At 62.3% G+C, this 13,234-nt stretch carries 8 protein-coding genes; 7 read left to right on the top strand and 1 reads right to left on the bottom strand.

Translation table 11 applies throughout. The features are described 5' to 3' along the window. Positions 1-23 precede the first annotated feature (23 nt). The 3 genes from mapR (at position 24) to ACIPZ5_RS08930 (ending at position 5,254) form a co-directional block, all read left to right on the top strand. Positions 24-1,433, top strand: coding sequence for a GntR family transcriptional regulator MpaR (gene mapR / locus ACIPZ5_RS08940; protein WP_400807887.1), 1,410 nt, complete (start codon positions 24-26; stop codon positions 1,431-1,433). Positions 1,434-1,489: 56 nt separating this feature from the next. Then, complete coding sequence (locus ACIPZ5_RS08935) at positions 1,490-3,127, top strand: ATP-binding protein (protein WP_400807886.1); 1,638 nt, start codon at positions 1,490-1,492, stop codon at positions 3,125-3,127. A gap of 63 nt (positions 3,128-3,190) precedes the next feature. Beyond that, on the top strand, positions 3,191-5,254 hold the full coding sequence (locus ACIPZ5_RS08930) for a PAS domain-containing protein (protein ID WP_400807884.1): 2,064 nt from the start codon (positions 3,191-3,193) through the stop codon (positions 5,252-5,254). 10 nt (positions 5,255-5,264) lie between these two features. Here ACIPZ5_RS08930 and ACIPZ5_RS08925 read toward each other — a convergent pair whose 3' ends face one another. After that, complete coding sequence (locus ACIPZ5_RS08925; protein ID WP_261940422.1) at positions 5,265-6,011, bottom strand: SDR family oxidoreductase; 747 nt, start codon at positions 6,009-6,011, stop codon at positions 5,265-5,267. A gap of 164 nt (positions 6,012-6,175) precedes the next feature. Here ACIPZ5_RS08925 and ACIPZ5_RS08920 point away from each other — a divergent pair, with 164 nt between their 5' ends. Genes ACIPZ5_RS08920 through ACIPZ5_RS08905 form a run of 4 tightly spaced genes read left to right on the top strand, consistent with a single transcriptional unit; the run spans position 6,176 to position 12,694 of the window. Continuing rightward, on the top strand, positions 6,176-8,731 hold the full coding sequence (locus ACIPZ5_RS08920; RefSeq protein ID WP_400807882.1) for a type VI secretion system Vgr family protein: 2,556 nt from the start codon (positions 6,176-6,178) through the stop codon (positions 8,729-8,731). Then, the gene (locus ACIPZ5_RS08915; protein ID WP_400807879.1) at positions 8,728-10,743 is read left to right on the top strand and encodes a DUF3274 domain-containing protein; all 2,016 of its coding nucleotides are present in this window, start codon (positions 8,728-8,730) and stop codon (positions 10,741-10,743) included. The genes ACIPZ5_RS08920 and ACIPZ5_RS08915 overlap by 4 nt, the downstream gene beginning before the upstream one ends. Further along, complete coding sequence (locus ACIPZ5_RS08910) at positions 10,740-12,422, top strand: DUF2875 family protein (protein WP_400807877.1); 1,683 nt, start codon at positions 10,740-10,742, stop codon at positions 12,420-12,422. The genes ACIPZ5_RS08915 and ACIPZ5_RS08910 overlap by 4 nt, the downstream gene beginning before the upstream one ends. A 2-nt stretch (positions 12,423-12,424) precedes the next feature. Next, positions 12,425-12,694 carry a PAAR domain-containing protein gene (locus ACIPZ5_RS08905; RefSeq protein WP_400807874.1) on the top strand — a complete coding sequence of 90 codons (270 nt, stop codon included), beginning with the start codon at positions 12,425-12,427 and terminating at the stop codon, positions 12,692-12,694. The last annotated feature ends 540 nt before the right edge of the window (positions 12,695-13,234 follow it).

The raw sequence follows: 13,234 nt of genomic DNA, 5'->3' as shown, positions 1-13,234 counted from the left end.
TTCACCCTGCCTGCCGAGCCCCCATGAAACGCTACGAACGCTTTGCCGACGACATTGCCGAACTGATCCGCTCCGGGGTGCTCGGCCCAGGCCAGCGCGTACCTTCTGTACGCTACGCCAGCCAGACCCACGGCGTCAGCCCGTCCACGGTGTTCCAGGCATACTACCTGCTCGAACGCCGCGGGCTGATCCGCGCACGGCCGCGCTCGGGCTACTTCGTCAACGCCCATGCCCCGCGCCAGTTCAGCGAACCGCAGGCGCTGGAACCGCTCAGCGAATCGACCGAGGTGGACGTCAGCGGCCTGGTGTTCTCGATCCTCGATTCGATCAAGGACCCGAGCACCGTGCCGTTCGGCTCGGCCTTCCCCAGCCCTGAACTGTTCCCGTTGCAGCGCCTGTCACGCTCGCTGGCCATTGCCAGCCGGGCCATGGACCCGCGCATGGTGGTCACCGACCTGTCGCCGGGCAACCCGCAGCTGCGTCGGCAGATCGCCCTGCGCTACATGGTCGGCGGGTTGATGCTGCCGATGGAGGAGCTGCTGATCACCAATGGCGCGCTGGAAGCCCTGAACCTGTGTTTGCAGGCCGTCACCGAACCCGGCGACCTGGTGGCCATCGAGGCGCCGGCCTTCTATGCCTGCCTGCAGGTGCTGGAGCGGCTCAAGCTCAAGGCCGTGGAGATCCCGGTGCACCCGCGTGAGGGCATGGACCTGGCAGTACTGGCCCAGACGCTGGAAAAGCACCCGGTCAAGGCCGTGTGGTGCATGACCAACTTCCAGAACCCGGTGGGCGCGAGCATGCCCGAGGCCAAGAAGCAGGCCCTGGTCGAGCTGCTGCGCCGTCATCAGGTGCCGTTGATCGAGGACGATGTCTACGCCGAGCTGTATTACGCGCAACAGGCCCCGAAACCGGCCAAGGCCTTCGACACGCAAGGCCTGGTGATGCACTGCGGCTCGTTCGCCAAGAGCCTGGCACCGGGCTACCGCATCGGCTGGGTAGCCGCCGGGCGCTTCGCGCAGAAAATCGAACGGCTGAAACTGATGACCTCGCTGTGCGCCTCGATGCCGGCCCAGGCGGCCATTGCCGACTACCTGCAACACGGTGGCTACGACCGCCACCTGCGCAAGCTGCGCTACGCCCTCGAGGGGCAGCAGGCCAACATGCTGGCGGCCATCGCCCGCCATTTTCCGGCGCAGACCCGCGTCAGCCAGCCCTCCGGCGGCTACTTCCTGTGGCTGGAACTGCCCGAACAGATGGACGCCCTCAAGCTGTTCCACATGGCATTGGCCCAAGGCATCAGCATTGCGCCAGGGCCGATCTTTTCGCCAACCCGGCGCTTCGGCAACTGCATTCGCCTGAACTACGGCACACCGTGGAACGAGGGCGCCGAACGCGCCATGGAAACTCTGGGCCGGATCATCCGCTCGTTCTGAAGGAAGGCCTGACGAAGTGCGGCTATAGTTGGGCGACTCACACGCAGGATGCTTCCATGCCAGCTGATGATGTGTCGCCCTCCCCGCCCTCCCCGCTACAGATGCAGGAACTGGCCCAACGCATCGACCAGGCCCAGGCCAACAACAGGTTGCTGGGCGAATTGGTCGACCACAGCCAGGCCAACGTGTTCGCAGCCGATCGCAACTTCCGGCTGCTGGCGATCAACCGCACCGCCCAGGAAACCTTCAAACGCCTGCGCGGCTTCGTGCCGCAGGTGGGCGACTACATTCCACAGTTCATCGCCAACCAGCCCGACATCGTAAAATGGCTGGAGCCGGTGTGGCCACGCGTGCTTGCCGGCGAGGCGTTCACCGACATCATCACCCTCGGCCCGGCCGACGCCCTGCGCCACTACGAAATCAGCTACAACGCCTTACGCGACGCCCAACAGCGGATCCAGGGCGGATACCTGTTCGCCTACGACATCAGCGAGCGCATCGCCGAACAAGAGCGCGTGCGCAAAATTGAAGAGGCCCTGCGCCAATCGCAAAAGATGGAAGCCGTCGGTCAGTTGACCGGTGGCATCGCCCACGACTTCAACAACCTGCTCGGCGGTATATCCGGCGCCCTGGAAATGGCCGAGCAGCGCCAGGCCGAACGGCACTACCACGACACCACCCGGTTGCTTGGCATCGCCCGGCACAACACCCAGCGCGCCGCCGCGCTGGTGCAGCGCCTGCTGGCCTTCTCGCGCCAGCAGACACTGGTGCCACAGGCCGTGGACGTGCAGCAGCTGGTGGCAGGCATGCGCGAGCTGATTGCCAGTTCGCTCGATGCGCGTATCACCTTCCTTGACCAGACCCAGAGCGGCCAATGGCTGGTGCAGATCGACCCGCACCAACTGGAAAACGCACTGCTGAACCTGTGCATCAATGCCCGCGACGCCATGCCGCTGGGCGGCACACTGTGCATCGCCAGTGAAAACGCCCAACTCGATGAGCAGCAGGCACGCACGCTGGACCTGCCCGGCGGCGCCTACCTGCATGTCAGTGTCTGCGACAACGGTGTCGGCATGCCTGACGAGGTGCTGCAGAGAGCCTTCGAGCCCTTCTATACCACCAAGCCGCTAGGCCACGGCTCGGGCCTTGGGCTGTCGATCGTGTATGGTTTCGTGCGCCAGTCCGGCGGGCAACTGCGCATTGTCAGCGAGCCGGGGCAAGGCGCCTGCGTTCACCTCTACTTGCCACGGGCTTCCTGCGACACCGCCGAACACGCCAGCATGCAGCCACAAGCGCCAGGCGAGCAGCCCCGCGCAGCCCCACAGGTGGTGATGCTGGTGGAAGACCAGGACACCCTGCGGCTGCTGATCAGCGAGGTGCTCGAGGATCAAGGGCACCAGGTACATGCCTTCAGCGATGGCCGCTGCGCACTGGAGGCGCTGCACGCAGGCGTGCGCCCGCACCTGCTGATCACCGATATCGGCCTACCGGGCGGCATCGACGGCTACCAGATAGCAGCAGCCTGCCAGAAGCAGCCCGGCACCGTTGCGGTGCTGTACATCACCGGCTATGCCAGCAACCGGGTCGACATCAGCCCTGGCAGGCACTGCGCCGTGCTGTACAAACCGTTCGAGCTCGCGGCCCTCAACCAGCACGTCGCCCAGTTGCTGGAAAATCGGCGCTTGCCGCCGTAGCCCGCTATGCGCCCGCGTTGCGTACAGGTAAAGTCTGACGATTCGCTTTTGTCGGACATCGCCATGCCCCACCGCGAGCTGCTCGCCCTGCGCCAGGAAATCGAAACCCTGCGCCAGCGTAATGCGCAGCTGGAGACACAGCTGCTGCAACACGAAGTTCAAGACCAGAACATCTATCGATTCCTGTTCGACACCATGGACGAAGGCTTCTGCATCATCGAGTTCTTCGACGGGCCCCATGGCCCGCTCAGCGATTATGTGCATGTCCTCGCCAACGCCGCCTATGCCAAGCATGCCGGCATCCCCAACGTGGTCGGGCAGACGCTGCGCGAAATGGTGCCCGACGAAGCTGACGACTGGGTCGCCCGCTACGGCGCGGTATTGCGCACGGGCGAGCCGCTGCAGTTCGAACAGGAGCTGGTCGCCACCGGCCATGTGCTGTCGGTGACCACCTTCCGCGTGGAGCCGCCGGAGCGCCGCCAGGTCGCGGTTCTGTTCAAGGACGTCACCGAGCGGCGCAAGGCCGAGCAGGCCCTGCAACAACTCAACGAACAGCTCGAGCAGCGGGTCAGCGCGGCCCTGGCCGAGCGCCGCCTGTTTGCCGAGCTGATCGACCATAGCGTGGTCAATGTGCATTTGATCGATAGCGACATGCGCTGGCTAGCCGTCAATCGCCAGGCCAAGCATGACTTCCATGCCTTGTACGGCCACACACCCGAAGTCGGTGAACACCTGCCAACAGTGGTGAACCAATGTCAGCTCACAGGCGATACGCTGATCATGCCAATGTGGCACCGGGCGCTGGCAGGCGAACAGTTCACCGAAATCGGTGCGTTCGGCTCACGCCACTACGAGCTGCGTTTCAACGCCTTGCGCGACCAGGACGGCAGCGTGCAAGGCGCCTATCTGTTTGCCTACGACATCACCGAGCGGGTCCAGGAGCAGCAGCGCCTGGCCAAGGCCGAGCAGGCGCTGCGCCAGGCGCAGAAGATGGAGGCCGTGGGCCAGCTCAGCGGCGGCATCGCCCACGACTTCAATAACCTGCTGGGCGGCATCATCAACGCCCAGGAGCTGATGCAGCAACGCCTCGGCCAGCAGCGTTACACAGAGCTTGAGCCTTTGCTGGAACTGTCCAGTGGCTCGGCGCAACGGGCTTCAGCGCTGGTGCATCGGTTGCTGGCCTTCTCGCGCCAGCAGACCTTGCAGCCGCGCTCGACCGAGGTGGCGGCCCTGGTCAACGACATGGAAGAGCTGGTGCGCCGCAGCATCGGCCCTTCCATCACCTTGCGCAGCCGCTTCATCGACCGTTTGTGGCCGACCTTCATCGACCCGCCGCAGCTGGAAAGCGCCTTGCTCAACCTGTGCATCAATGCACGTGACGCCATGCCCGGCGGCGGTACGATCGATATCGAGGGCGACAACATCAGCCTCGACAGCGAGCAGGCACGCCCGCTCGAAATCGCCGCAGGGGACTATGTGCGGCTGAGCGTGGCCGACACCGGTTGTGGCATGAGCGCCGCCGTGGCGGCACGGGCCATCGACCCGTTCTTCTCAACAAAACCCATGGGCCAGGGCACCGGCCTGGGGTTGTCGATGACCTACGGTTTCGTGCGCCAGTCGGGTGGCCAGCTACGCTTGCTCACCTCGCCCGGCGAGGGCACACGGGTCGAGCTGTACCTGCCGCGGTACCACGAGCAGCCCGCTGTGGCCCCCAAGCCGTCTGCGCGCAAGCCGTTGGCAAGCAGCTCGGGCGGGCAACGCATCGTGCTGGTGGAGGACCAGGCGGCGCTGCGCCTGGTGGTCGCCGAAGTGCTGGAAGAACTGGGCTATCAGGTCCAGGCCTTCGAGAATGGCGCTACAGCGCTGGCGCACATGCAGCAGTGCGAGCAACCTGACCTGTTGCTGAGCGATATCGGCCTGCCCGGCGGCCTCAATGGCCGCCAGTTGGCAGAGCGGTGCCGGCAACTGCATCCGCAGCTGAAGGTGCTGTTCATTACCGGCTACGACGAGAGTGCGGCGCTCAGCGATGGCCAGCTGCTGCAAGGTACCAGCGTGCTGACCAAGCCGTTCGAGCTTGAAGCGCTGGCCGAACGGGTACGCCAGCTGCTGGCGGATGAGCTGCCCTGACGGGCAGCGCTCAGCGCCCGCCGCCCAGTTCGATGAAGCTGCCGGTGGAGTACGAGGCCTTGTCCGACAGCAGCCAGAGGATCGCCTCGGCCACTTCCTCGGCGCGGCCGCCGCGCCCCATGGGCAAGCCGGGCTCGAGCTTGGTCACGCGGTCGGGGTCACCGGAGAGGGCGTGGAAACCGGTATGGATGTAACCCGGTCGCACGCCGTTGACCCGCACGCCCTCGCCCGCCACTTCCTTGGCCAGGCCGAGGGTGAAGGTATCCAGCGCGCCTTTGGAGGCGGCGTAGTCGACGTACTCGTTGGGTGAGCCCAGGCGTGCGGCGAGCGAGGACACATTGACGATCGCGCCACCTTGCCCGCCGTGGCGGCGAGCCATGCGCAGCAGGGCGTGCTTGGCGCAAAGCATGGGGCCGACGACGTTGGTCTTCATCACCTTCAGCAGGCGGAACTCGGACATGTCTTCGACGCGGCTTTGCTGGCCAATGGTGCCGGCGTTGTTGACCAGTGCGGTCACCGGGCCGAGCTCCTGGTCGACGCGGTGGAACAACTGGATCACCTCGTCTTCGACACTGGCGTCGGCGCGCACGGTGATGGCTTCGGCACCGAGGGCGCGGACCTGGGCGAGGATGTGCTCGGCGGCCTGGTCGTCGGCGTGGTAGTTGATGCAGATGCGGTAGCCCTCGCGGGCGGCCTGCAAGGCGGTGGCGGCGCCGATGCCACGGCTGGCACCGGTGATGACGATGACTTTCTCCATAGAGCGGCCGATCATTCAGGGACGGAGGTTCGACAATAGGTGAAAAACCCTGGCAATGGAATGACCGTCACGTCTTGACAAACTATGTCGCGCCCCAATCGGGCCGATGCTGCCAAAACCTGTGCTACCTTCCGCGACTTGTTTTGCGCAGGGATATTACGTCGATGGAATTGACGAGCATTTTTACGCCACAGAACCGCCGCCTGATCAGGCTCACCACCCCGATCCAGGATGACCAGGCGTTGTTGCTGGAGCACTTCAGCGGTATAGAAGGGTTGTCCACGCTGTTCAGCTTCGAGCTGTCGCTGATCAGCCAGGACGCCAGGCTCGAACTCAAGTCATTGATGGGCCAGCCCGCCCTTCTGGAGATCGAGCTTGCCGACGGCGGCGTGCGCCCTATCCATGGCCACATCACCCGCTTCAACCTCCTGGGCAGCGACGGCGGCCTGGCGCGTTACAGCGCGACACTCAGCCCCTGGCTGTGGATGCTGTCACGACGCGTTGATTCGCGGATCTTCCAAGAGCAGACCATCGAAACGGTCATCCGCACGGTGTTCGAGCACTACGGCGGGTTGCGCCAATTCGAGTTTCACCTGCTCAGGCCGCTCAAGTCCCACAGCTACATCACCCAGTACCGCGAAACCGACCTGAATTTCGTGCTGCGCTTGCTGGAGCAGGACGGCCTGTTCTTCTACTTCGATCACAGCAAGGACGGGCACAGCCTGATCATCACGGATCGGTCCCAGGGCCTGGAAGCGCTGCCCGAACAACCGCAGATCCGCTACCACAGCGCCTTCGTCACCGAGACCAGTGACTCGATCACACAGTGGCGCAGCCACCGGGGCTTGCAACCTGGCAAGATGGCCATCCAGACCTTCGATTACAAGCAACCGAGAAATCCCTTGTCCATCGAGATGGGCAGCCTCAATGAACAGGGCGACGTCGCGTCCTACGAGGTCTACGATTTTCTCGGTGCCTACAGCCATGGCCAGCGCGACGGCGGCGAGTCGCTGGTCCGTCGCCACCTGGAGATCATTGAAGCTCAGGCCAAGACCTTCAGCGGCAGCAGCAACTGCCGGGCCATGCGGCCGGGCTACAGCTTCGAACTCACCCAGCACTTCGACCATGAACGCGGCGCAGCGGACGCTCGCCAGTTCCTGCTGGTGTCGGTCGAGCACCAGGGCCGCAACAACTACTTTTCCGATGAGCCCGCAGGTTACGACAACCAGTTTGTCTGCATTCGCCAGAACATCCCTTACCGCCACCCAATCACCGTACCGCGCCCCACCATCAACGGGCCGCTGAGCGCAATCGTGGTCGGGCCGGAAGGCGAGGAAGTGTTCACTGACGAGCTGGCGCGGGTGCAGGTCCGGTTCCACTGGCAGCGCGGCGAGAGCCTGCCCCAGGGCACCACCTGGGTGCGGGTGGCGATGCCCAGCGCTGGCAGTGGCTTCGGTCATCAGTTCTTGCCGCGTATCGGCCAGGAAGTGCTGGTGACCTTTCTGGCCGGCGATATCGACCGCCCCGTGGTCACCTCTGTGCTGTACAACGCCGAGCAGACGCCGCCGCGATTCAGCAAGGCCTCAGGCTTGCCAGGCAACCGCGCGCTCTCCGGCATCCAGACCCAGGAGCACAAGGGCCGTGGTTTCAACGAGCTGTTGTTCGATGACACGCCGGGCGCCTTGCGTGCCCGCGTCGGTACCACGCACCACGCCACCGCACTCAACCTGGGCAAGCTCACCGAGCCGCGGACCGACGGCCAGGCCAAGGCCCGTGGCAACGGTGCCGAGCTGCGCACCGACGCCGCGATTGCCCTGCGCGCCGCCCAAGGCCTGCTGCTGACCACCTATGCACGCCACGACGCCACGGGGGCGCAGCTGGACCGCGAAGAACTGCTCAAGCTGCTGGCCGAGTGCGGGGAGCTGTTCAAGAGCCTTGGGCAAACCGCCGCCGCACGCGGGGGTGCAGCGGTGGACAGCGAGGGCATCGATGCCTTGAGCCAGGCCCTGAAGCAGTGGCCAGCGCCCGACAGCGACAGCCCGGGCGACCCCGTAATGGCCGTTGCGTCAGAAGCGGGTATCGCCAGTGCCACACCGCGCTCGCAAACCCACTACGCCGGCGCGAATCACGACACCACCGCCCAGGACCATTTGCAAATGACCAGCGGCGCCGCCATGCGCCTGCAAGCTGGCAAGGGCATCAGTGCCTTCGCCCAGGACGAGGGCATCAGCGCGATCGCCAACCGCGGCAAAGTGCTGGTGCAGGCCCAGGAAGACGACATCACCGTCAATGCCCAAAAAAACCTGCACCTGTCGGCCGCTGAAGGCGAGGTCGTCGTCACTGCACCCACCATCCGTTTAGTGGCCGACGATGGCAGTTACATCAAGATCGGTGGCGGCGTCGAAATCGGCAGCCAGGGCAAGGTGATCGTCCACGCCAGTGAGCATGACTGGGTCGGACCTAAAACCGACAGCGCCCAGGTGCCGGCATTCACCCGCGACCCGGCGGCGCAACGCCTGGCCTTCCACTACCCGGGGCACGCCGACGACAGCGTTCGAATGGCCGTTGACCACGCCTACCAGATCACGCTCGAAGACGGCAGCACCGTGCAAGGCCTGACTGACGCCAGCGGGCTTACCGAACGCGTCGAGCGCGAAGCGATGCACCAGGCACAAGTGGCTGCCTTGCGCAGCACCAGCAGCAAAGGAGGCAGCCAATGAGTGGCGATCAAATTACCGTGGCTGAAAGCGTCACACGGCTGGTACCCAACTTCAGTACCGAACGCAAAATGGAGGTGCCCGCCGACCTGCCAGGAGTGGTGATCTTCTTGCACGGGGTGAATGACCCGGGGGCTTCATACGAATCGGTGGAGACGGGGTTGTGCCAGGGGGTGAATGAACGTCTGGATCGGCCTGATCTGAAGGCGGGACGATATGGGGCTGCCTACAGAGCTGCGGACAAACGCCCAGTTAAAGAGCGCAGTGAAGATGACATTGCCAAGCTGGACGATCCAGACACGTACCTCTATCGACGAGACACGGCCGACCCGAAAACACGCAGCCTGATGATCCCGTTTTACTGGGGCTATCGTGCTGAGCCTGGCGAGATCAAGCGCGATAAAAACGACGACCCGACCAAACTGCGCGGCCAATACCAGGACGTGTTCGAAAACCGTCTGGACCGGCACTTCGCCAAAGGCGGCGGGTTCTTCGCCAATGCCACCAACAACCTGCTGGAGATGTACAGCCCAGGCTTTGCCAAGGCTATCCGGCATCTCGCACAACCCATGCTCTCCAACACCCAGTACATGGGTAAAGGGCCACATCGGCGTTACTTTGTGCTCGCAGCAACGCGATTGGCCATGTTGGTCAGTGAGATCCGCCGTGTATCGCCCGATGAAACCATCACCATCATGGGCCACAGTCAAGGCACCTTGATTACCCTGCTTGCGCAAGCCCTGTTGATCGACAAGGGCCAACGCTGTGCCGACACCGTCATCATGGTGGACACGCCCTACAGTGTGCTGCCCAAAACCACCCCCAAAGGCCATGACACGCTCGCCACACTGATCAACATCGCCACCGCAGTCACCCAGGCACCCCACGCCCAGCCGCCGCTGTCCGCACTCAGGGACAGCAAGACCTACGGCGGTCGCACGGGCCCCAGGTGGTCCCCCATACAGGGCTCGCGCAGGGACACGGTCGGCAACTTCACTGTTTTTCCCGAGCGTGATAATCGCGGCAAGGTTTACCTGTACTTCTGCCCGGACGACACCACCGTCGCCCTGGACGACGTGCATGGCATCGGTACCTATGGGGTGCCCAATACTTTGCCGGACGGCAAACCGGCGATGGCGGCGTTGCAGTCCGTGCGGTTTTACCAGCGCCTGTGGACCAAGCGTCATCGCGACGGTAAGCCGGTACTGGTCGGCGACGCCATACAACACACGGTGCTGCGTGCCAAAGGGGAACCCCGCTACCCTGGCGGGTGGTCAGGCGGCGCCGTGGCCTCGCAAGCGCCAATAGCAAAAGGTCAGGAAGTGCTGATCAATGCCGAACCTTTAAGCCCACCCTACGCTCCAGATTTGTTTGGCGGCGAGGTAGAACAGGGCACACCCACCCAGGCAGGCAAGGACAGCCCCGATGACGTGAGTATCCGCTCCGCACTGGGCAATCCGAAAGCCCGCTTCAAATGGTTCAAGGTGCGTACCAGCCCTCATCGCGTGGACTCGCATGCAGAACTGGCCCGGTTGAACGCTGGCAAAGAGCCCGGTGATCAAACTTCAGCCATAAGCCAAGTACCCGTGTATCGAGGCTCAGAGGTGAAAGAGTACGTCATTTTTCGTGAAGAAACGCCCAATGATATCCAGGAGCGGATGCGCGAAGATAAGAAAGAAAGGGAGCCTAACAGCTACCACTCGGCCGTTTTGCGCAGCCCGGAAAACCAGCGCTGGGTAACGGCGATGGACATTGCTATTGGCCAGGCGCACAGCCTTGATGACCCAGATATGCGGGAGGTGTTGGTTGCAATTGCGGATTGGAAGGTGGATGAAGAAACCCTCCTGAGAATCACAGAACTACCGGCTTGGCCGCGACTGAGTGAGGAGACTCAAGAATTGGTGATTGCCAGTAGTGAGTACTATGAATTAGGTCTGTTCCCACCTTCAGGCCTGGTCTCACTTTCGCCGCCGCCTCTAGTGGCCAACTCACCTGACAAAGGAGTTGACCGATGAAGGACCACCCATCTCCCTCTAAATCAAGGCCCAACTTGAAACCTTATCAGATGATCGCCGGGCTGCTAATTGTGCTTTGGCTTAGCTTCATCTGGGTAGTCCAACTCAAAGCACAGGAAGCTGACATGGTACTTCGCGACATGAAACCCGTCATGGCCTGGGGCGTTGCCGCTATTGTCGGCCCGCTACTGATGATCTTCGGCATTCATTGGTGGGGCAATGCCCTAGCAAGTGAGAAGGCTGAGTTTGCCAATTATCGCAACCAGATAGAGCTCAGAAACGCCGAACAACAGGCCACCCAAATCCGCACCTACGCCCTGGAAATTCGGGGTGTCGGACTTGGAGTTTATACAGATGGTCAGTCCAAAATCTGGCAGTTCATCAAAAATAAAAACGACAATTTCGCTTCGATCTACTCGCAGGATGCGAAAGATTACGATCCTTCACTAGACACTAGGAGAAGCTCCGCAAACATCAAGGTCCGTATCGCATTCAAAAATTCGGCAGGTGAAGCAGTGTCCTACTGGCCGATTCCGGTGTTTGCGCTGGGGCCGCCCGACCCTTATGCAAAAGGTTACAAGGCAGCTGGCCTGATCAATACAGGCCGTAATGCTGCGACCTTGGGCCTTACCCAGTTTCTGTGGCAAGACGATGAAAGCACGGCCTATGCACAAGGGATGATCGAGCGACTGTTCAAGTTTTTTGAAGACAACCCCAAAGTGCCACAGGCCTTGATCGCGAGCCGAGACGGTGACGTGACGCGAGACCCCTATCGCAAACCCGGCACTCCGGGGTTGCAAAATGGCCATGTGGTTCCAACGATTTACGAAAGCATGACCGGCCTGCTGGTCACGCGCTCGGACCGGGTGGACCGCTACATTCGCCCCTTCGTCACCCGTGACGCCGAGGACAATCAGGACAAAAAAACTGACTTTGGCAAGTTGTGGGCATTTTATTGGGACCGGAGCAAGGCATTTATAGAATGGTACAAAGCCGCCGAACATGCCAAGGGCGCTAAAGCGCCGATACTCTCCTACACGATGTCCAGCGCCTACTGGCAATCGCAACTACCTAACTTGTGGAAAACCATCGACAACCGCGGCCCAGGCCATTTCGAACCGTCCCCCTGGCTGCCCGTGCGTTGGGCCGAGCACCAGTTGAAGGAGTTCGACGCAGCACCCGTGCTGGGTTACCTGCACCGTCCGGTCAAGGTTCCCATGCAGGACGAATACGGCAAACGCCTCAAACCCGCGTTGCAGGCCAAGGCTTTGCAAGCGGGTTGGCTCAAGGCCCTCGACACCCTGCCCAACGGGCAAAAGCCGGTACGCGTGTTCTACGACACCACTAACAACGCTGAAGCAGAAATCGCTCTGACCAACGCCCTGCACAGCCTCAATACCGATGGCCAAGGCCTGGACGTGGGCAATGTCGACGAGGGCTACGATATCGGTCGACGCCTGGGCAATACCGGCGTCAGCGGCGCGCTGGTGGAGATCAACCTGGCCACCATCGCCAGCTACCTCGACGGCGGTGCCAGTGCCGTGGTGTACGCCGGCAGCGACGGCAGCCTCACCGTGCAGATGATCAGCCCGCCAGATGAGACACGCAAGGCGAAGAACCAGCAGAACCGTGGCGCTGACCCTTTCAAGTATGGCCTCCCAAGTATCGGACGATCCTAGGCATGAACCCTCCCATCTGTCGGGGCGACCCCACCAGCAGCGGGGGCAGCGTGCTGTCATGCCAGCTGGCTGGCACCCACACTGTCAACGGTAAAACGCCGGCGGTGCTGGGCGACAAGGCCAGTTGCCCGCTCCACCAAGGGGTTTTCGCTTTCATCGAAGGGCACCCCAACCGGCGCCTGAACGGTAAGCCGGTGGTGCTGCAAGGCCATCGGTTGGCATGCGGGTGTCACGGCGTGGCCAGCCATGCGATGAATGTGAGCGTCGTCTAGGTAACGGGCCAGGCCGACGTTCATCGGCACATTGAAACTATGCTATCCGGCGAAGGGAAGTTGTGGCCCCGCGAAAACGGCCACCTGGAGATCAAGCAACGAACACTACGGCATGTCGAATAACACACCTCGGGCAGCGCTTCCTGCTGATGACAGCAGGGATAGGTGTCTGGTTGCCGCTCGGTGCGGTAGTCATTTTCTACCTTCCACTGAGCAACGAAAAATCGCTTTCGAGTGGCATGGCATTTGGCGCTGTATGCTTGATAGCAGCGCAGTTTGAACTGGCTGCAATCGTCCTTTTGCTGATTTTTGCCGGATGGGCCAGGCCATGGAGGTTTAAAACACCTACGTACGACACCTTCATTGTGCATAGCTGCGCTGCAGGGCTGATCGTATTGGGTTCCGCTATGTTCTTTCTCGAGGCGCTTGACGCTTCATCTTGCTCTTGCTCTTGCTCTTGCTCTTGCTCTTGCTCTTGCTCTTGCTCTTGCTCTTGCTCTTGCTCTTGCTCTTGCTCTTGCTCTTGCTCTTGCTCTTGCT

Origin of the sequence: Pseudomonas sp. NPDC089428 (assembly GCF_044749325.1) — a bacterium.
Taxonomy (GTDB): Bacteria; Pseudomonadota; Gammaproteobacteria; order Pseudomonadales; family Pseudomonadaceae; genus Aquipseudomonas.
This window is presented reverse-complemented; position numbering and strand designations above follow the sequence as displayed.